Source organism: Opitutales bacterium, assembly GCA_013215165.1.
Taxonomy (GTDB): domain Bacteria; phylum Verrucomicrobiota; class Verrucomicrobiia; order Opitutales; family JABSRG01; genus JABSRG01.
Genome location: JABSRG010000040.1, coordinates 15333 through 36017 on the forward strand (window position 1 = coordinate 15333; position 20685 = coordinate 36017).

Below are 20685 nucleotides of genomic sequence, written 5' to 3' on the forward strand. Positions count from 1 at the left end.
ATGAAATATATTGGCATAGCTCTGGTCGTCTTTGTGCATTTGGCTGCCGGTCTGTTCCTGATCACCCAGCCCGGTTGTCAGACTACGGATAGCGCCGACGCAGAGTCTCCGATGATACCCACAGCAATGTATGGGGAAGATACGGCTCCCATCCCTGTTGATCCTCAGTCGTCTTCCAGCGAAGATCTGTTTGAGCCGATTGATCCGGCATTCAATACAGGAGCGCCGCGGCCCGTTGTGGTAAGTCGTGACAGTAGTATTTCTGTACCGCAGCGTTCTGCGCCTACGCGCCCGACGCCATCTACCCGCCCGTCGGACAGCGGTGAAGTCATCGGTGTGCTATCCAACGTTCCAGACCCTGTGACCCTACCAGCCGAATCATCCGATGATGAGGGCATATCTATCGTGACGTCGGGGCCAGCTTGGGTTGATTACACTGTTGTTTCCGGAGATAGCCTTTGGAAAATTTCGCGGAGCTTTGAGGTTTCTATCCAATCGATTCGTGAGGCCAGTCGTCTCACGTCTGATACGCTGCGAGTCGGCCAGGTGATTCAAATTCCCAAGGATGATAATACCGTGCGTGTCGCAGCACCGCCTTCGGAGCTTGTCAGCGAGGCTGTGCCTGTCGAAGGCAGTCTAGGTCGTGAGTATATCGTCATGCCTGGGGACACGCTATCACGCATCGCAGCACGCAATGGAACGTCTGTGGGTGCCATACGTTCGGCAAATAATCTAACGAGCGATGTGATACGCGTGGGCGAGCTCCTAATCCTTCCTGATAATGTCGAGTCGGCTCCGGCCATAAGAGAGCGTTCTGCACCTGCGCCTGCGCGCGGCGTCTACCACGAAGTAAAATCGGGTGAAAACCCCACAATCATCGCGCGGCGTTATGGTATATCGGTGGGACAGCTCATGGCTTGGAACAATAACTTTGATCCCCGATTGCTTAAGGTCGGGCAGCGTCTCCAGGTCGGCGAGATCAGCAATGCAGGAGCCCAGGAGGTCACTATCGAGCCTCGAGATCAGGCAAATTTCCGCGAAGTAACGAGCGAAAACCAGGAGGTTGAAGTGGACCTACCACAGACCCCTGAATCCAACTCAGTTCGTCAGCCTCAACCTGCTTCGGTTTCAGAGCTCAACACGGCACCTGCGCCCACCGAGGCCGATTTGGAAGCCCTTTTAGAAGATTTGGAGAATGCGCCGGTCGTTTCTCCCGTGCGTGTAGAAGAATAATGCATCTTGAAAGCGTAGATACTCCCGTCGCCCAGAAACCCGCATGGACTGCCCTGCGGTGGGACGACTACGCGCTTTTGCTCATAGTTCTGGCACTGACTTCTTTGGGTATTGTGGTCTTGTTGAGCAGTACCTACGTCCTCGATAGCGCGGATGCATTCGCCATGCTTAAGAAGCAGGCGGTCTGGCTAGTCGTTGCTTCCTTGGCTGGTTTAATTGCTTGGCGAATCGATGTCCACGAACTACGCGACCTGGTGTGGTGGCTGGCCGTTCCAGCGATACTGCTGTGCGCTCTTGTCTTTATCCCCCCGTTTGGGCGTGAGATCAATGGGGCGAATCGTTGGTTAATATTGGGTCCGTTTCGTTTTCAAGTGGCTGAAGCAGTTAAGGTCGCGCTGGTATTCATCCTCGCTCATTATCTCGCTGAGAATAAGCGCAAACTTAACGAGAAAATACGCGGGGTTATTTTCCCGGGTTTAATTATTGGAGTGGCCTTTGGTATGATTCTTTTGCAGCCCGACTATGGGACTGCGTTCCTCTGTGCCCTAGTCGGCGGGTGCATGTTATACCTCGCCGGTGGTGCGCTGAAGTATTGGGTGCCTCTGGGGATCTTAGGATTGGCTGGTTTTGCAACTCTTATCTACCACAACCCTGAACGTCTAAGTCGGGTGACCTCATTTCTAAGTTTAAATTCCGAGGTAGTACGCGGCGACGAGGGCTACCAGCTGTGGCAAGGCATTTTGGGTTTTGCATCTGGGGGTATGAGCGGTGTGGGTTTGGGCGATGGACGTCAGCAGATTACCTATCTACCCGAAGCGCATACCGACTTTATCTTTTCGATTGTGGGCGAGGAGCTTGGTTTAATTTTTACGCTGCTGATTGTTATCCTTTTCCTGGCACTATTTTTTCTTGTGGCCCTAAGGATTCGTCGCGCGACGAGCCTGTATGAGTGCCTACTCGTTCAGGGTAGCCTGCTATTTATTGTGTTCCAGGCCCTGATTAATATGGGCGTGGTGACGGGTGTGCTACCTACAAAGGGAATGTCGCTCCCCTTTATCAGCTATGGCGGATCAAACCTAATTCTGATGTTTTTCTTCATTGGTTTGATTATCAATGTCAGCTCACGCTGGTCCGCTGTCCCCAAACGGGAAAGGGTACGGAGTGAGTAAGTTTATCATTTCTTGTGGAGGCACTGGCGGGCACCTCTCACCGGGTATTGCCTTGGCAGAGTCACTTATTTCGCAGGGGCATATTTGCATGCTCTTGGTGAGCGAAAAGCAGGTCGATTCTCGATTGATCCGTAAATATCCTGCCTTGCAAACACGACCTTTAGCCGGTGCTTTCTTTTCCCTTTCGCCCCTGCGTTTTGTTAAGTTTGTTGTGAAAACGATCCGGGGCATCAAGGGGATGAGTAAGATTTTGAAAGACTTTGAGCCCCAGGCTGTCATCGCTTTCGGTGGATTTCTTTCTTTGCCTGTTCTCAGTGTCGCGCGGTGGAAGAAGACAACGATCATACTCCACGAGGCCAATCGTGTGCCGGGTAAGGCGACCCGAATGTTCCGGAAGGCTGCTTCGAGGGTTTATCTACCGCGGGGTCTTAGACTGCGCGGTGTGAAGCCGGATGTTATCCGTGACTTTGGGTTCCCGGTGCGAAAAGAGTTTCGAAAGATCGGCAAGGACCGAGCTCGACAGAACATCGGTATGCCCAAGAACGGAAAGCTCCTGGTTATCCTTGGGGGAAGCCAGGGAGCCCAAGCACTCAATGAGTGGGCGCGCGATCATTTCGAGCAGCTCGCTGGCTTGGGCGTTCATATTTATTGTGTCACGGGAATGGGTCAGGGCATTACAGGGCGCTATGAACGCGAATTTGAAAATGGGCCCAACATCGTCGCAGAGTTCGTGAATTTCACCGACCAAATGGCAGATGTGATGAGCGCTGCGGATCTTATCGTAACGCGTGCTGGTGCGGGGACTCTAGCGGAACTCGTGCGCTGTCGGACTCCTGGAATCCTGGTCCCTTATCCCTTTGCGGCCGATAACCATCAAGATGCTAATGCGCGCTTCTTCGAGCAGCAGGGTGGAGGGATTGTTCTTGGTCAAGAGTCAATCGGTCAACTGTTCGCCGAGGTGGAGGAGTTACTATTCAACGATTGGTTATTGTCGCAACTGCAACGTAATCTTTCACGCATGGATGACGCACAAGTCCTGCAAAATACGGTCGATGATCTAGAGAAACTCGTACTGCCTCTTGAAGAGCAGGCGGGGTATCTCGAAAAGTCTCTGGGAAGGAGTCAAGAGCTCTGATGGCTGTACGTGAGCAGATTCATTTTTTGGGCGTTGGGGGTATGGGTATGCTCCCGCTTGCTCTTCTTGTGGCTCAGGCAGGATACCGCGTGACAGGTGAAGACGATAATCTAGATGCCGGGGCTTCGAGTCTTTTGGAATCCGCATCTGTCGAAGTCGCTGTTTCTGGATTTTGGGAGCATGGAGCCTTGCCGCAGCGCTTTGTTTATTCTCCGGCATTTGATGTGGCTCATCCTTCACGGAAGCGTCTTTCAGATGCCGGAGTAGAAGGCTTGAGTCGCGGTGAGCTTTTAGCAGAGCTGGCGGGAGAAAAGCGTTTGTTGGCTATCTCTGGTTCTCATGGGAAGTCTTCCACGACCGCCGCATTGATTCGTGCGCTGGGTGATGTCGGTTTTGAATGCAGTTATTACCTTGGGGCGCGTTTTCAGGGAGATGACTTATTGCCTGCAGTTTGGAACGATGCTGACTGGTTGATCGCCGAGGTCGACGAGAGCGACGGATCGATTGATTTATTTGAGCCAGAGCTAAGTGTCATCACTCAGATCGATTTTGATCATCCCAGCCAATACGCTGACGCGAAGGCTTATGCGTTAGTGTTTGATTCACTGCGCTGTCGTACGCGGGGGACCATTATTGAGGGGCGCCCCTTGGAGGGTGCAGGACTGCGTTTAGAACGCGAACGCCTTGTCCGCGAGACTTTGGCTGCACTCGGAGTTGAGGCTAACGCAGATTTTTTACCTGAATTGAAGCGCCGGCAAGAGGTTTTGCACGATGATGGATCGTTAAAGGTTATTCATGATTATGCTCACCATCCGGCTGAAATTGAGGCTTTGTTGTCAGAGCCCGATTTCGCGGGTTCGACAGTAGTCTTTGAGCCCCATCGTTACGGGCGCACTGCTGTGTTTGCGGAAGCGTTTGGTCGTGTGCTGAGAGATGCTCGCACGGAGTCCGTGCATTTGCTTCCGATTTATGCTGCTTTCGAGAAAAACGATGGGACGCGTGCTGAGTCGATTGCACAAAGCCTGCCGAGAGCGATTGTGCACACCAATGAACCTGAAGCCTTTGAAGTTCTGCTGAAGCAGTCTTCGGATGGAGGACGTTTCCTTTTCGTTGGTGCTGGGACGGTAGATCGCTTCGCCGAAGCATTTGTGGCAGACAAGGTATGTATCCAGCGTAATGTTAGACTTTCTGGAAAAACTACCATGCGTGTGGGTGGAGCGGCTGAATACTACGCCGAGCCAGCCAATTTAGCAGAGCTGAGAGCTGTGCTCACTTGGGCTAAACTTAAAACGGTCCCGGTCTTTCCCCTGGGGCGAGGTTCCAATGTGATCATTCCAGACGAGGGGATCTCAGGCCTGGTCATCCGCTTGAGTGAGGATGCATGGAAGGGTATAGAACTCTTACCTGATGGGCGTCTGCGTGTGGGCGGTGGGGTGCGCCTGCGGGATATCTGTGTGAAGGCGGCTCAAGTATCCATGGACGGGCTCGAATTTATGGAGGGTATCCCGGCATCACTCGGTGGAGCGTTACGCATGAATGCTGGTGCAATGGGAAAATGGATGTCTGATGTGGTGGAGTCAGTCAGGCTCATGAAGTGGGATGGCAGTGTGGCAGTCTATCCGCGCGAGGCATTAACTTTTGCTTACCGCTCAACCGTGGAACTCGCCCAAGGATTTGTCTTAGACGCGGTGTTGAGGGGCGGTAGCGGTGATCACGACACCGACGCAATTCGCGGGAGGATGCATACATATATGAAATCGCGCAAAGAATCTCAGCCGCGCGAAGCGAGCGCGGGCTGTATCTTCAAGAACCCCGAAGGCGATCATGCGGGCCGCCTCATTGATGTATGCGGGCTAAAAGGGCACAGTCGCGGTGGTGCGATGGTATCTACGATACATGCAAATTTCATCGTTAATACCGGCGCTGCTACGGCGGCAGATGTTTTAGGTCTCATCAATGAAGTCCGTGCCTCTGTTAAAGCGGAAACGGGAGTCCTACTGGAGCCTGAAGCTGTGTTGCTTGGAAATGAATGGAAGGAGGTCTTGGCGGGATGAAGCAGCCGGACTTATGTGTGCTCTACGGCGGAGTGGGCGGTGAGCGTGCTGTATCGCTTGCCTCGGGCAAAGCGGTCATTGCGGCGTTGGAACAAAGTCATGCCGTACACGCCTATGATATTCAAAGAGCGGAAGTGCCGGCTTTTATCGATCCGAGCCGTATGATCGTGTTGCCAGTGCTGCACGGTCAATTTGGTGAGAATGGGGTGCTGCAAGATGCTCTTGATGATGCTGAGGTGGTGTATGCCGGTTGTGCGGGAGAAGCCAGCGCTCAGTGTATGGATAAGGTCCAAACCAAGCAGGTTGCTTCGCGGTCAAATCTAGTCGTTGCTGAGTCTGTAGTTTTTGATGGGTCCCTACATCCATCTTGGTTCGAACTCGTGTCGCTGCTGGGTGACAGTTTCGTAATAAAGCCGGCAGACGCGGGCAGCAGCGTAGGGCTTCACTTTGTCGATGACGAATCCGGTCTACTTACTGCGATCGAAGACATCCAATCTGGAAAATGGATGGCGGAGAGTCGTGTTCGAGGTTACGAGGTGAGTGTTGGCGTGTTGGATGGCAAGGCTCTGGGTGTGGTGGGAATCCGACCGCAAGGCGGCGCCTATGACTACAAGCACAAATATACGCCGGGCTATTCGGAATATGATGTGCCTGCGTGTCTCGTGGAAAAAGTGCGGGAAGAGGTAAGCCAAGCTGCAGAGACGATTTTCGAAGCGTGTGGTTGCCGAGATTTTGCTCGGGTGGATTTTATTATAAATGGACGGAGTGAGCCGGTGCTTTTGGAGGTTAATACCTTGCCAGGACTTACCCCAACGAGTCTGTTACCCAAAAGTGCTTCGTGTGAAGGAATTGATTTTAATGACCTACTGGACCGGATGCTCGCTGGTGCAGTAGAACGATGGAAGCAACGCTATGGGTAAGGCTAAGAAAAAACATTCAGATACCCACCAACAGGCTCAGACTTGGAAAGAAGCTATTCGACAAAATACGCGCGAACGGCCCCAGACTGTAATTGCTCTTCGTCGGCGTTGGGCTCCTTATTTTTCAGGATTTTGTATATTCACTATTTTGTTATGCATTGGGTTGTTGGGCTGGAATAGCCGCGATGTTCTCGCAGACTTGCAGAAGCGCGTTCTACTCGATCAAGCAGAAGGAGATGTTGTCCGTGAGATCGAGTTTTCCTCTGACGGTGTGCTTACCGAAGGTTGGGTAAAGCGTGAGCTTAATTTGTTTGAAGATGCGTTTCCTCTAGACGCGGACATTTTTGCTTTGCAACGAGATTTGGAAACGGTTGATCAGATCAAATCGGCGACTGTAAAGCGTAGTTTCGCCGAGGCTTCATTGAGTATCCGTGTGGAAGAGCGTGACCCGGTCTTCAAGATGATGATCGCCACTGACGGCGGGCGGGTGGCGCGTCTGGTGGATAACGAGGGCGTCTTGTTTAGCCCCCACGGATTTTCCCGTGCCCAGCTGCGTCGATTGCCCTGGCTTGGTGGGGTGAATTTGGTTGAGGTCAGCCAAGGATTTGCCCCGATTTCTGAGATCGATAGATTGCTCGATGTCCTGGAACGGACCGAGGTATTGGCCCCACAATTGTTCAGTGACATCCAAGTGGTTCAGATTGAGCCGCGCTCAAAGTTATCCCCTCTGCTTGGAGAGAATATCGTATTCCGGACGTCATGGTGTGAGCGCTTGGTGTTGTCTGAAGGGGATCTAGACGAGCAACTGATCGACCTTGATACCGTGGTTGCAGAGTTTCCAGGCGATTGGGCGTCGGTTGGATCGATGCCGATGGCCTTGATCGATTTAACGATGGAGGGATACGCTGTAGTCAAAGCTTCCCCGCGAAGAGCGGATCGAGCTCGTTCCCCCGCACCTTATTCGATTCTATAGTGGGTAGCCGCATGTCCGAGAATCCGATCATAGGGGCTATTGAATTAGGAACTTCCAAGGTGGTCGCCCTGGTGGGCGAGATTCTGGATGATGGTTCGCTGGCTGTTCTGGGGCATGCCGACTGTTCGACCCAAGGTGTGGTGAAGGGTGAAATCGTCGATTTTAAGTCAGTTTGTGCCTGTGCGCATACTGCCATTGAATCGATCGAAGATGAAGCTGGTGTGCCGCTTGATACAGTTTATCTGGCATTGACGGGAAAGCATTTTAAGGGGCGGCAGAACACGGGCATCACACCAGTGCAGTCTGCAGATGGTTGTGTGCAGCAGGAAGATATTGATCGCGTGAGCGAAGAGGCCAAGCGGCGTCCGTTGGACCCAGGCAGCATCTACATCCAGCACATGCGCAATGGGTTCAGTCTCGATGGGCGCTCTATCTCGGATCCTCTGGGGCAGCCTGGAGAGCGTTTAGAAGCCCATTATTGGTCGGTGTTTGGGGACCAGGCAAAAGTCGAGGAGCTGATGCGGGTTGTAAACGGTTTTGGCCTGGAGCTCGAAAGTATCGTTCTCTCAAGCAGCGCGGCAGCTTCCATGCTCCTGACTGAGGAGGAAAAAAAGGCGGGGGCTCTGGTGGTCGATATCGGATGCGGCACCACGGATTATGCAGTGTATAAAGATGGTTGCGTTCGACGTACAGGGGTGCTCGCAGTAGGAGGTGAGCATATAACGAATGATCTTGCGATGGGGCTGCGTATCAGTCGCAAACGCGCTGAATTTTTGAAGTTAACCCATGGTAAAGCGACTCTATCGAAAGAGGACCGCAACCAGTCTATCTGGACGCATGGAGATTACACGATCGGCGATAGTATGATTACTCAATATGCTATCAGCCAGATCATAAGTGCACGTGTCGAAGAGATATTCCAGATTGTCCGCAAGGAGCTGGGAGAGGCGGGGGAGTCTGATTATATCCCTTCTGGTGTTTTTATTACGGGTGGCTCGGCGCATATAAAAGAACTCGCTCAGGCGGCTGCCAAAGTCTTCGGGGTGTCCGCTCGTGTTGCCAGGTTACCGCGTTGGGCCAGCGAAACCCTGGCGCAGCCAGAGTATGCCACCGTCATGGGGTTACTCCATTTTGCTCTTCAGGCCCGTCAGGGAGGCGGCACGGGTGGACGTGTCGCGGAAGGAAATATCCTGCGTAAAGTCGCGCGCATTTTGAATTTCAATGTCTGAAAATCTTCCAGAGCAGATCGGAATAAAGATCGCCGTGGTAGCGGTGGGTGGTGCGGGTCTTCGGGTTTTAGATCGCATGCAATTGGAAGACGCGGAACAGTTGCGTCTGATCGCGATCGATGCCCATGCTCAGACGCTGAACAACAGTCAGGTAGCACGAAAAGTCTTGGTCGGTCGTAAATTGACCCGGGGCATGGGCACCGGTGGTGATATCGAGCGAGGCCGGGATGCGGCCATGCAAGACCGCCAAGCTTTAGAAGAAACCTTGGAGGGCTTTGACTTGGTTTTTCTATTGGTGGGCCTGGGGGGAGGCAGCGGCAGCGGGGTAGCTCCTGTCGTGGCGGAGATCGCGAGCGACCAGGGTTCTGTGGTCATTGTATTTGGGACACAGCCCTTCGCTTTCGAAGGAAAGAAACGCAACGATGACGCTGCGGCTGCTGCAGGACGCTTGCGCGATGTCAGCCATGCAGTAATCTCTTTACCTAACGATTTGTTGGTGCAGCCGGATTGTGATGAACAGTCGGTACTCAATGCACTGGGAATGGCTGATGCATGGATGGAGCGTGGCGTCCGGGCTATCAGTGCCATGGTGACGCGGCCTGGGTTAATCAGTCAGGATTTTGCGGCACTCCAAAGTGTGCTTTCAACTTTGAGCAACAAGAGTTTATTTGGCCTAGGGGTTGGCGAAGGCAGCGATGCAGTGGATCAAGCTCTCAGGCAGCTGCGTCAATGTCCGTTGCTACAGACACCGGAAGGTATGCATCGCGCTGAGAAGCTGATAGTGAATATCACCGGAGGTAGTGATCTAACCATGGCTGATGTGCATCGTATCGTGAATGCGGTGAATGAAGTGTTCATCAGCCGCGAAGATACTGTCTTTGGAGCAAATATTGATGAATCTGTCCGCGAGATGGTCGAAATCTGTGTGCTGGGTGTCAGTAATATGGGTCACGAAGCGGTAGCACTCGATGTTCAGCGCACGTCTGCTGCTGTTATGCCGCCGCGCGCACCGTCGAAACCGAAGCAGCCACTGGATCCAGTTATCCCGGTCGAGCAGCCGCGCGAAAAGCGGGCGAAAAAGAGCAAGCCTGTGGTGCGTGTGCATCGTTCTAAGCTCGGCCCCAAGCAGGCAGATTTACTCGAACAGGAAGAGTTTCTATTTCTCGCGAATGACGAGCAGCGGGGAATCTTTGAGGATACTGAGCCTAATGAATACGCTGGTGAAGATCTGGATGTACCCACATTTTTGCGTCGCGGGGTAAAGGTAGCTTTGAAGTGATCTAGTTTAATTCAAATTGCATTTCATGCACCAGACTGATGCATCCAATGTCAGGGTTCGTAAAAGTGTTATCTATGTCCTGATCTTACTGAACTTTGGGTGTCATTCATCCTTCAAACTTCCATACCCATCCTTCAATATCACTCTATGGGACCCCTAGACTGGATTATCATCGTGGGTTATATGCTAGGGATGATCGCCCTGAGTTATGGGCTGAGCCGGGGCCAGAAGGATGGGCGCGACTATTATCTCGGTGGTAACAAAGTGGGGCCCTTGCCGATCGCACTATCGACGATGGCGACGCAATGTTCGACCAACAGTCTCCTGGGTGCACCGGCATTTGTTGCGCTTTCAGGTGGTTTGCTCTGGCTACAATACGAACTCGCAGTGCCCTTGGCTATGATCGTCATCATGGTCGTGATCATCCCCATACTCCGCGGACTGAACTTGGTCTCTGTGTATGATTATGTGGAACGACGCTATGATGTCCAGACCCGCGTATTACTCAGCATTTTGTTCCAGTTTTTGCGCGCATTTTCTACGGGCGTTACGGTCTACGCTCTGGCTTTGGTATTGGAGTTTTTCATGGGCATTCCGTTCTGGGTAGCGGTGCTACTCCTGGGAGTCGTGACCGTGATCTACGACGTGCTGGGGGGGATCAAAGCGGTGATTGTTTCGGATGTGATTCAACTATTCATCCTGGTTGCCGGCATCGTTGCTGCGATTTGGATGGCTTTAGAACTCAACGGAGGATGGGCGGCAACTTGGCAGCACTTTGATTCTGCGAAGGCACAAACCCTTGATTTCGCCGGGCACGGATGGGGTGATGGAGCGACTTTCGCCTTTTGGCCGATGCTCTTTGGTGGTCTTTTTCTCTATGTCTCTTACTACGGCTGCGATCAAACTCAGATCCAGCGTGAGCTCTCCTCGCGTTCGGTCGCGCATTCGCAGATATCGCTGTTCATTGGTGGCATCCTGCGTTTTCCGTTGGTGGCACTATATTGTTTTTTGGGTGTTTGCCTGGGTGCCTATCTAACCCTGAATCCCGAATTGCTGGACAGTCTGAAGCAGGTTGACTCGGGTGAGATTAATAAAAACTTGGTGATGCCGGCTTTCATGCAAGCACATTTCCCCAGTGGTTTGTTAGGGTTAGTGTTGGCAGGGTTTTTTGCGGCGGCAATGTCGTCGCTGGATTCTACGATCAATTCGCTCAGCACGCTGACAATGCATGATATCGTACTACGTTTCTTTAAGGATAAAGTTCCCGCATCGAAAGAACTCCTCTATTCCAAGATGCTGACGGTGTTTTGGGGAGTCATTTGTATCGTATTCGCTTTTTTTGTAGGGAATGTTTCGGGGACAGTGATCGAAGCGGTGAACAAAATTGGTTCGCTCGTTAATGGCCCCCTCTTGGCGGTTTTTCTATTGGGCATGCTATCTAAGCGCGTCGGGAGTCTGGGTATCCAGTGTGGCTTGATTTTAGGATTTTCGACTAACGTTTTGTTATGGAATTTCGCGCCAGACATTTCTTGGCTTTGGTGGAACGTTGTAGGCTTCTTCGTGGCTTCGGGGTCTGCTATCTCAGTGAGTCTGTTCAAGCCAGCACGTAACGTTGCAAAAGAGTTAATGGCGCCAGGCAAGGTAATACCCAAGGCAAGCAATCTGCGCACCCTCGCTGTGCTGCTTGCAGTCTATTTTTGCCTTATTCTTCTTGCCTTGGAGTGGGTGAGCTAGACTCAAGTTTAGCTTTTAGCCAAATGGTGCTAGCGGGTACGACTTGGAGAGCGAGGATCGCAATTCCAAACCAGAAGAGGTTCACACGGTAGGGTCCAGCAAGCAGCGGGATGGCCACGGCCCACCATCCAATCGCAGCGATTGCAAAGATGCGTTTATGGATCATCGAGCTCTGGATAAAGAAACCGATACCGAGCATAACTGAGAAGAGACCGGGGAGCAGCAGTGACGGAAAAATTCCAAAAGTTTTCGATGCGACGGCGAAGATAAGGGCAGAGATGAAGACTGCTATCCAGACGCGCTTGATCAGCCTGGGCGTCGTTGCCTGAAGGGATAGGGGATTAAAATTGCGGGCTCTGATGTGAATGAAGGTGACGACCGTCGCCATGGTGAGCGATAGAGTCCATACGTAGATCACAGAGTTGATGGGGACAGCGTAAAGCTGCACGGCGTATTCGAGCACGAAGCATTTTGCGAAGACCATGCCCCAGAAGACGGTCAGCAAGGTGCGAAAACGCGCGGTATCTGCCCCGGTTTCCAGGGCAATTTGCATCTCTGTTAAAGTGTTTTCTGTTGAGCCTCTATACACAGTGTCAAAAGAAGCCAGAACGCTGAGAACTTCAAAGCGGAAGGCTACTCATCCTGTGACTAGAGGAACTATCCGCTAATCCACGCGAATGAACGCGAATTCTACATCGGCTCGGCTAGGTGCGACCGCATTCTGTAGGGTGAGCGCGACAGCGATTACCTCGTCGCCCAGATGATGCCCCGCTGTTCCGTAATTTGGATTCAGCACACTGTGAACTTCCACCAATCATGTTCGGCGCTTTTTGGCCGTTTGCCGTGCTTTCGCTGAACGCGTGCGTTGTGAACGATGAACGGTGGACCCATGCTCACGCGATTAAAGCCGAAACGTCGGGGTAAGTCTTCATACAGGGACTTTGGAGGACCATGGTTTCTGGATATTTTCTTGTAAAATACACCGGATGCCCAGGTGTGGTAGAAGATATTCTTGATACCGATCTCGTTGATGAGGAACTGCATCGCTGCTAGGAGTGTGGCTTCGGCCCAGAGCTTGGTGAGGGGAGCGATGTGTTGCTCATAGTAGTCCAATTGACGTTGGATTGTTGATTCATGCCACAGGTCTTTCGTGGATACCTCACCTGCTTCGAGTTTGTTCCTCAGTCTGAGATGGCTGCGGTAGGCTTTGCGCAACCAGTCATTCTGGACTTCTTCAATGAGGGCGCAGCCATGATCTAATTCTAAGTCAATGCGTGCCCACGACATCGTATTTTCATTGCCGACTCTTACGGGATGTCCGTTGTATGCATAACGCCATATTGACCGTTCTTCCGTGGATAGATTTCGGAACGAACGGTTGTGGTGATCGGGGAAATTTAACTGAAGCACTAGATTCATTCCTGATCGGGACGTCTGAGCCCAATCCCGCTGCCAGGTGTTGGGGGATTCCATGCCCCACTGATCGAGGGTGAGCCGAAAGGGAAAGATTCGCCGACTTAACTGCCAATGCGTTTCAAGTGACAGGGTGGTGACTGTATCGTTCGAGTGATTGCCGATGAATTCCCGTATGGTCGGCTGCTGCATATAGCGTTTGAGATCGGGGCTTTTTTTGAGCTCATGCACGCGCAATGCCCTGGCACCCAGTTTCCAGGCTAGTGTCTGAAACAGATAGTGATGTTGATGCGTGTAGAACTTCGTGCGTCCGGTGGGCAAGCAGTCCTTTATGAAGTCTATTTCGTTTTGCTTCATAGCCTTACGGGATAAAAAGCCCCGGAGTTCGTTGGCCTCCGGGGCTGGTTTAGATCATTTTGATCAAGTTTTTGCTGAGACCTTGTCCGTCTCCAACGAAGATTTGGAGGTCTGCTTTGTCTGTGATCTTTTCAACAGCTTCGAGCTCGCGGAGCCGCATCAAGATGGGGTTCTGCTCAATCAACTTTGCCGTATTGAGTTGGCTGCGCATGGCTGCGGTTTCTTCACGACGTTTGATGCCGTTGGCTTGGGCAGCCTTTTCGGCTTCGATGACTTGATTGAGGATGTTCTTCATATCACCGGGAAGGATGATGTCGCGGATGCCGAGACCGTTGATCTCCAAGCCGTAGTCGGCAGCTTTACTCGCGAGAGCGAGCTGAGCCTCGTAAGTGACTGCGGCTTTGTCGGAGAGCACCGTGTCGAGTGTGCGTCCACCGATCTGAGCTCGGATGATGAGCTGGAGTTCTCGGTAGAGGGCTTGTTCAGCATCGGCAGTGGCCTCGGCAAGCAGGCGGACGTCTGTGATCCGGTAGGTTACCACAGCGTTTAACCGGAGTGTTACCTTATCGGCGGTCATGATATCCTGACCGGTGACGTCCAAGACTTTTTCCCTGAGGTCATGCGTGTAGATCTTTACCACTCCCACGTTCTTCCAGAAGACATGCCGTCCTGCAGGGAGCACTTCATGGAAGGCTCCATCGAGGTAGAGCACGCCCACCATGCCATCGACGATGTCATGTTGGTTCAATTGTGTAGCAGCAGAGGCTGCGCGGGTGATCACATTGAGATCTGAGTGAACAAACCGAGGACTAGTGATGTCGATCACCTCGACTGCCACTTGCATGACATTGCGTGCAAAGGCATAGAGTCCAGGCCCGAGGATGCTTTGGAATCGTCCATCTATCTGCACCAAAGCTCGCTGATCATCCTTCAAGTCGATGAAGTCAATTTTTTCAGCGGCTCCAGAGAGCTTCTGAAGCTGGCTCAGAATGGATGTGGATTCGTGAATCCAAGGATCACGTTCGGAGTGGATGCGGATGCCAACCAAGCCCTCGATATCAAGTCGGAGGTGACGGCCGGTGCCGAGCAAGCCGACGACCTGTCCATCCCGTGTCTCGATACCGATGTGCTCGAAAGGAATCCGTGCGTATTGGATGAGCTTGATGTTCATGGTTTTTATTTTGGGTTTGTGTTTCCCAGCCCTTGGGGCTGGAGGGCGGCGCTTCACCGCCGCCGCGGGATCTTAGAAATGAGAGGGACCCGAGAGAGGAGGACTCAATCCGCCCATCCCAGCTACTGATCGCGGAGTCTGGTTTGAGTGTGGGCGCGGAGTCCTTGTTACTTGCGATTCACGCCGAAGTAACTGACCACAGCGCAGAACGATTTGTAGCAAACGACGCCGCTTCCGCACGGTATCCACCGGACTGCTGGCGAGGTCGACTGTTGAGAGCGATTGGCATCGTTAGATGACTTATCGGTCTCAGATGTTGGGAGAGCATCCTCCCCTCATCGGGTGTTATTTTGGCTTTCTATGCCGGAGCCATTTTTAGTGGCGTGCGTGCGATAGGGCGGATTCGAACCACCACTACAGGAGCCGTATTCCTGCGAGCTATCCATTACTCGACTATCTGGTGTACTGTCCGGGATTTGAACCCGAGACGAATAGCTTATAAGGCTACTGCTCTACCGAACTGAGCTAACAGTGTGGGCCCAGGCCGGATTTGAACCGGCGTCTTCCTCTCGATAGAGGCTACTCTACCTGACTGAGTTACACGAGCCCGGTTTCAGATGGTGTTTCGAATGCCTCGCGGGACCCAGAGGGTCGACGGTCGTGCCGGATCTCTGCGCCGCAGGCCCACCATCGGAAAGTGAAAAGTGCTGTCGTCGGGTGATCGCGAGAGCGATTGCCACGAAGCGGAGAACTGCTGGCGCGGGCTAAAAAGTCAAAATGATGGGAAAGAACAGGGCATAAAAAAATCCAGGAGCTTTGGGCCGCCTGGACTGCTTTATCTGCTACGCGCTGAGTGTTATTTAATGCCATATCACTCGCATTTGCCTATGGCGTCGTCGCGTTTTAGATGAAGCAGTCCTGGGCCTTATTTCGCCTGTATGGTCCTGAGAGAACGAGTTGATCTCATTCGGGACACACAGGAGCCATGTGCGGCTGTAGGATCTGTATATGTTTGTTTTCATGTGAAGGTGTGAAAATGAGTGAGGTTATTTGAGGACGCAACAATAAAATTACATAAAATATTGAATAATAAATACTTAAGAAATATTTAATGCACAGCCATGTTCGCATTTCGTCTCTTTCGAGAAAATGAAGCGAAATTTCGGTAGGCACAAAAAAGGCCCGAAAGCTGGGGTGCTTTTCGGGCCGGGTTTGGATGAATTGGGTTTATTGAGAAGTCCTACAGTAGGGTTCTTAATTTATCACGTTCACCACCCGGCCAGATGCACTCGACGCGCGTGTTCATTCCCGTGTGGAATGAGCCAGCGCTCCGTATGAGCTTTTGGTCTAGAGTTCGTGGATTCATGTTATGTGAAAAGGGGAATTGAGATTCTTTGCAGATTGAGATGCGTCAAATGAAAAACAGATTGGCGCATCGATAAGCTTTAGAGATAATGGCGGGGATGAAGCTCAGTATTTTAATTATAAGTCTTGTCGCGCTAGGTATGAGCGGCTGCGGTCCACGCGTTGAGAACGGCGTGACCATAGAAAAGAATGGTTGGTTTGGACTGGACGAGCAATCACGGCAGGTCCCTGAGATGGGTAATCCGGGGTAGGCACTCTGGCATCGTCCGTCTGCTTTATCCGACAGTCGCCGCCGGAGACTTCGAAAGGAATAGATCGGAAAGTCACCTGCCTCGTCTCAATCGAAGAGCGGCGCTCGGAACAGTATTGTTTGAAAATCCTGACCACAGCCAGCGCTTCGACGAAGAGAGAAGAGATCCCCCCAAAAATCTGTGCCCATCTGAGAAATCCATGGTTAAAAGAGTTTCAACCTCGCGCCCGCTTCGCTCGAGGTGCAGAGGCCGCAGAGAAAGTATACAATAAGCATTTACTGAAAAATCATCCCCATCGCACAGTTTCTCCTGATAGCCACGGAGTAAAAAACATGCTGTTTCAACCCCAACAGCGAACCCATACCACCGGCAGGCCATCTCCAGCCGGTGCCCCAATGTTGGCTAACGCCGCCATCGGGGCACTTCAGCGTTCAGGAAAGCGTTTGACTTACACGTAAGATGGTTTGTCGTTGTGAGGATGACAATAACTCTATCGACGAAAGGCCAGATCGTTGTTCCAAGCGAAATTCGTGCTAAACTCGGCTTGGTACCTGGCTGTTGCCTTTCGTGCGAAATCGATGCTGCAGGTAGGATTGTCTTAGATCCGCTGCTTGAAGACCGGAAGGCTGAGGTTGTGGGCTCCGGGGAAGATATCGCGCTTGTTGCTCCTGTAGGTTCACCGGATATGTCGCCGAAATTGGTGAAAGACATACTTTCGGAAATATGAGTCGCAAATCAGTATTGATCGACGTCAACCTGCTACTGGCAGTGGGTTGGAAGAGTCATACTTTTCATCCCGAGGTGAAGGCTTGGCTTGATACGGGTGTCAAGGTTTCGACGTGTGCGATTACTGAGCTCGGCTTTTTGCGCGTGAGTATGAGTCCCGCCTTTCGCGCAGATTTTGCGAGTGCATCATCGGTTTGTTCTGCAATTACTTCCAGATACGCATTCGATTTTCTGCCTTGTGATTTGAGTCCATTAAGTATGGCGAGTGTCAGTCGGCACCAAGACACCACAGATTCTTATTTGGTATCACTCGCCAGTTCTCATGAATTAAAGTTGGCGACATTAGACGATAAGCTGCTATCTGCTGAGTGGGGGAAGGGCATGGCCTACAATCCGATTGCCTAGGGTCTGAACGGGCCGGTGCACTGAACGCTCTCAATGTCACTAAGTTCAGTGCTCATTAGCTCGAAATAGGGTTAAAATTTCCTTTCTGATTTCCAGATGTTTCTGGGAATCGTTGGCCACTCTTTTCCGCGGTTGCGGTGTTCGCGGTTCGTGACGGCCAGGGCGAATCGGGATTTTGTCTTTGAAGATCAGCTCCAAAAGCGCTTGGGTCGACTGGTCCCGTTTCGGTCGGTTCTGATGGATTAAGCTCCTGAACTGTTTGAGCGTATCTATGCTGCCTGTGAAACTGAGCCAGCTCAGTGGGCGCGTTGAGGAGACTATGTGGCGTAGGCGCAAAGTGAATATTAGTTTGGATGGCTGCTGCGCCTCATGAGCTAACGGGGTTTTGATTTATTCAATGAACACAGCCACGTCGATTATACTGCAAATCATTGTAATTCGGATGATGATCGAAGAAGCTCTTAAATCGTTTCATTATCGTTTCAATTTATCCTTTACGTTATCTTCGACCTCAATATATAAAAGAATTGGATCCAGGATTAATTGTTTCAACGAACTCTCTTATGGGTAGCAAAAATTTGCTTAATTTCCTCAAAATCAACGGTCCTACTTTGTCGAGTGAGCTTGTGGACCGGTTGGGGATCAGTCGTGCATCATTGTCTCGCCGCGTGCGAGAAGAGGGGAGTCGCATCGTGAGCATAGGGAAAGCTCGAGCCACTCGGCTTGCTGCTAGAGATGAAGGCTTGTCAGAGGCTGTGGCGCTTTATCAAGTCCAAACAAACGGTGAGGTTCTCTTTGTCGGGGCACTCCATGCTCTTGCAGACGGTGAGCACACGCAGTGGTATTTTGAATCCGAAGGGGGGCAGGAAAGCCTTATGGGAGGCGAGTTTAAACATGGATTATTTCCTGGGTGGCCTTGGTTTCTAGACGATATGCGACCGCAAGGGTTTCTAGGTCGCGCTTTTGGTAAGCGAATGGCAAAGCTTTTTCAGTATCAAGATAGCCCTGATACCTGGAGTGATCTACAGCTTTTGAATGCCCTCAAAGGGTTTGGATGGAACTCGCATGGTAATTTTATTCTTGGCGATGCGAATGCATTGCAGGCGTTTCAAGCACATAAGTTGCGTGTGGCTGATGGCTTTTATAATAAAATTTCTCCTACAACATATCCTCAGCAAGCTCGCAAGGCTCTTGAGGAAGATGAAGCTTACGGCTCTTCTGCTGGAGGTGAACAGCCGAAGTTTACATCGATGGTGTGTGACGAAGAGCACTCTATGCCTCGTTCTGTGATTGTGAAATTCAGTCCAAAAATCGATACACCCGTGGGTAAGCGCTGGGCGGATTTGCTACATTCGGAAGATGTATCTAATCAGGTCCTACGAGAGATTGGATTTTCGGTAGCTGAAACGCGTATTTTTGTATTTGAATCACGCGTATTTTTGGAGTCATTACGTTTTGACCGAGCCGGTGCTTTGGGACGACGCGGCCTTGTGTCGTTACGCTCCTTGGATGCGGCCTACATTGGGACGGGGCAGGGCTCGTGGGCAAAGGTAGCTCGAGTATTACACACAGATGGCTGGATCAGCTCGGGCGACTGCCGACGCATCATTCAGTTACAGTGTTTTGGGGAACTTATCGGAAACTCCGACATGCATTGGGGGAATCTAAGTTTCTTTCTCCCTAAAAATGGTTCATTCCCCCTAGCGCCTGTCTACGATATGTTGCCTATGTTCTTTCGCCCCACAAACACTGGAGAACTCCTAGAGCGCGTCTTCAAGCTTCGTTTGCCGAATCCAGAAGATCAAAATGAATGGTTGGAAATGCACTCACACGCGATGACTTTTTGGCGACGTATTATAGATCATTCAGGAATCAGTAGGGATTTTAAAGCCATCGCAAAAGATGCCCTCGCTGCTGTGAATCGTCTTCCAGGTGTGGTGATGAGTAATAAAGCATAAACTAAGGCCTAAAATGATGGTAACACAGTGCTCAGAAACAATCGGAAGGCAGCTATCAATCAGTGGCTCATACTTGACGATATGGAAATGGATTTTTTTGGACTCGGACCACGTGAAACTGATCGGAAAGTGACCTGCCTCATCTCAATCAAAGACTGCCTCTCGAAAGTGCATTCTTTGAAACCCTGATCACAGAAAGCACTCCGACGAAGAGAAAAAAGGTCCCCTTAAAAAGATCTGTGCCCATCTGAGAAATCCGTGGTTAAAAGAGTCTTTACCTCGCGCCCGCTTCGCTCGAGACGCGGAGGCCGCAGAGAAAATGTCACATGAAAATTGGGAAATAGGCAGTTCAATCGCGATAGAGTTTAGCCGTCAACAGACCGGTCATTGGCGAATCGGGAATGCAGTCGAAAATATGGATGATTTGAGCTGAATCTTCAGGGCATGAAGATATCAGGACGATTTGTTGATATAATATTAACTGTTCCGCAAAAGATAATGAGATATTTTGTCTATACGCTAATGTATTTCGGAATTACAGTCTTGGTTTTTGCAGAGACTCCAGATGAGGCCGCAAAAAGAATAATTAAGAGCGAGTCTAGTTTTGGCTACAATCCAGTTGATGAAAGCAGTCAGGAGATGGTAAAGGCCACCGCTATTAATTCTAGGATGCGCTTGAATTGGTTGATGGTCCATAGTGATAGTGTCACAGAAGAGCTTAGAATTTGCTATGCGCTCACCCTTATTCAAAAGAATCTGGAGTTTATGGAAAGCTCAAGGAGTGGTGTGCAAGCGCTACCTAAGGAGATCCAGCTACTTGAAGCCCAGAAACTGTTGGCAGACAGGTTACTTGTTATTCGGTCTCGGTGAGACGAGGGGAGGGCCATTTACGTTGTTGCAGCCCTCGGGTCACATAAAAAGGCGTTATAATACTGGGATGGGGCTGGTTGATATCGCGCGCGTGCCGCAGGGATCAGTAAGCAGCATCTGATGCGACTGTATCGGCACCATTTTGGTTTTTCACCGATGAGCGATCTCTGGAGAGTTAGAATAGAGGCGAGTAAGCGCCTTCTTGCAGAAACAGGCCTCACTTCAGAAAAGATTGCATATCGCTGTGGCTTTCAGTCACCCTATCATTTTTCGAGAAAATTCAAAGAGTTGGTCCGAGTCGGTCCTAGAGAATTCAGAGTTCAGTGTTGGGAGGATTGAATTTCGGTTTTTAGCCAATTCCTAGCTGGGTATGACCAGAAGTGCGGGGAGAAAAATTTCGAATAATCGCATTTTATGGTGTACAAGCGTTCACAAGTTTGAAA

Annotated in this window: 17 protein-coding genes and 2 tRNA genes; 14 read left to right on the forward strand and 5 right to left on the reverse strand. The window is 51.2% G+C overall.

Annotation, left to right across the window (positions count from 1 at the left end; translation table 11 throughout):
• The 9 genes from HRU10_09745 to HRU10_09785 all read left to right on the forward strand — a co-directional run bounded on the left by HRU10_09745 (position 1) and on the right by HRU10_09785 (position 11726).
• Complete coding sequence (locus HRU10_09745; protein ID NRA27517.1) at positions 1 to 1233, forward strand: LysM peptidoglycan-binding domain-containing protein; 1233 nt, start codon at positions 1 to 3, stop codon at positions 1231 to 1233.
• Complete coding sequence (ftsW, locus tag HRU10_09750) at positions 1233 to 2402, forward strand: putative lipid II flippase FtsW (protein NRA27518.1); 1170 nt, start codon at positions 1233 to 1235, stop codon at positions 2400 to 2402. The genes HRU10_09745 and ftsW overlap by 1 nt, the downstream gene beginning before the upstream one ends.
• Positions 2395 to 3537, forward strand: coding sequence for a UDP-N-acetylglucosamine--N-acetylmuramyl-(pentapeptide) pyrophosphoryl-undecaprenol N-acetylglucosamine transferase (locus tag HRU10_09755; GenBank protein NRA27519.1), 1143 nt, complete (start codon positions 2395 to 2397; stop codon positions 3535 to 3537). Before ftsW ends, HRU10_09755 begins: the two co-directional genes overlap by 8 nt.
• Positions 3537 to 5591, forward strand: coding sequence for a UDP-N-acetylmuramate dehydrogenase (gene murB, locus HRU10_09760; GenBank protein ID NRA27520.1), 2055 nt, complete (start codon positions 3537 to 3539; stop codon positions 5589 to 5591). Before HRU10_09755 ends, murB begins: the two co-directional genes overlap by 1 nt.
• A complete protein-coding gene (locus tag HRU10_09765; GenBank protein NRA27521.1) occupies positions 5588 to 6511 on the forward strand; it encodes a D-alanine--D-alanine ligase in 924 nt (307 codons plus the stop codon). Before murB ends, HRU10_09765 begins: the two co-directional genes overlap by 4 nt.
• Positions 6504 to 7484: a hypothetical protein gene (locus HRU10_09770; GenBank protein ID NRA27522.1), complete on the forward strand. Its 981-nt coding sequence runs from the start codon at positions 6504 to 6506 to the stop codon at positions 7482 to 7484. The genes HRU10_09765 and HRU10_09770 overlap by 8 nt, the downstream gene beginning before the upstream one ends.
• Positions 7485 to 7495: 11 nt before the next feature.
• Positions 7496 to 8713 carry a cell division protein FtsA gene (gene ftsA, locus HRU10_09775; GenBank protein NRA27523.1) on the forward strand — a complete coding sequence of 406 codons (1218 nt, stop codon included), beginning with the start codon at positions 7496 to 7498 and terminating at the stop codon, positions 8711 to 8713.
• Positions 8706 to 9992, forward strand: a complete 1287-nt coding sequence (locus tag HRU10_09780; GenBank protein ID NRA27524.1) for a cell division protein FtsZ — start codon at positions 8706 to 8708, stop codon at positions 9990 to 9992. The genes ftsA and HRU10_09780 overlap by 8 nt, the downstream gene beginning before the upstream one ends.
• A gap of 147 nt (positions 9993 to 10139) precedes the next feature.
• Complete coding sequence (locus HRU10_09785; protein NRA27525.1) at positions 10140 to 11726, forward strand: sodium/solute symporter; 1587 nt, start codon at positions 10140 to 10142, stop codon at positions 11724 to 11726.
• Here the strand turns inward: HRU10_09785 and HRU10_09790 are convergent.
• The 5 genes from HRU10_09790 to HRU10_09810 all read right to left on the reverse strand — a co-directional run bounded on the left by HRU10_09790 (position 11695) and on the right by HRU10_09810 (position 15276).
• On the reverse strand, positions 11695 to 12279 hold the full coding sequence (locus tag HRU10_09790) for a hypothetical protein (GenBank protein ID NRA27526.1): 585 nt from the start codon (positions 12277 to 12279) through the stop codon (positions 11695 to 11697). The genes HRU10_09785 and HRU10_09790 overlap by 32 nt on opposite strands.
• A gap of 236 nt (positions 12280 to 12515) precedes the next feature.
• Entirely contained in the window at positions 12516 to 13496 is a 981-nt protein-coding gene (locus HRU10_09795; protein NRA27527.1) for a hypothetical protein, read from the reverse strand.
• Positions 13497 to 13545: 49 nt separating this feature from the next.
• On the reverse strand, positions 13546 to 14667 hold the full coding sequence (locus HRU10_09800) for a slipin family protein (protein NRA27528.1): 1122 nt from the start codon (positions 14665 to 14667) through the stop codon (positions 13546 to 13548).
• Between the two features lie 388 nt (positions 14668 to 15055).
• Positions 15056 to 15125, reverse strand: a tRNA-Arg gene (locus HRU10_09805).
• Positions 15126 to 15201: 76 nt separating this feature from the next.
• A tRNA-OTHER gene (locus HRU10_09810) sits at positions 15202 to 15276 on the reverse strand.
• A 1485-nt stretch (positions 15277 to 16761) separates the two neighbouring features.
• Here HRU10_09810 and HRU10_09815 point away from each other — a divergent pair.
• The 5 genes from HRU10_09815 (at position 16762) to HRU10_09835 (ending at position 20581) form a co-directional block, all read left to right on the forward strand.
• Positions 16762 to 17010, forward strand: a complete 249-nt coding sequence (locus HRU10_09815) for an AbrB/MazE/SpoVT family DNA-binding domain-containing protein (protein NRA27529.1) — start codon at positions 16762 to 16764, stop codon at positions 17008 to 17010.
• Positions 17007 to 17414 carry a hypothetical protein gene (locus tag HRU10_09820; GenBank protein ID NRA27530.1) on the forward strand — a complete coding sequence of 136 codons (408 nt, stop codon included), beginning with the start codon at positions 17007 to 17009 and terminating at the stop codon, positions 17412 to 17414. The genes HRU10_09815 and HRU10_09820 overlap by 4 nt, the downstream gene beginning before the upstream one ends.
• Before the next feature lie 563 nt (positions 17415 to 17977).
• A complete protein-coding gene (gene yjjJ, locus HRU10_09825) occupies positions 17978 to 19372 on the forward strand; it encodes a type II toxin-antitoxin system HipA family toxin YjjJ (protein NRA27531.1) in 1395 nt (464 codons plus the stop codon).
• Positions 19373 to 19870: 498 nt separating this feature from the next.
• Positions 19871 to 20242 (forward strand): hypothetical protein, encoded by a 372-nt coding sequence (locus HRU10_09830; protein ID NRA27532.1) that lies wholly within the window; start codon positions 19871 to 19873, stop codon positions 20240 to 20242.
• A 120-nt stretch (positions 20243 to 20362) separates the two neighbouring features.
• Positions 20363 to 20581 carry a helix-turn-helix transcriptional regulator gene (locus HRU10_09835; GenBank protein ID NRA27533.1) on the forward strand — a complete coding sequence of 73 codons (219 nt, stop codon included), beginning with the start codon at positions 20363 to 20365 and terminating at the stop codon, positions 20579 to 20581.
• The last annotated feature ends 104 nt before the right edge of the window (positions 20582 to 20685 follow it).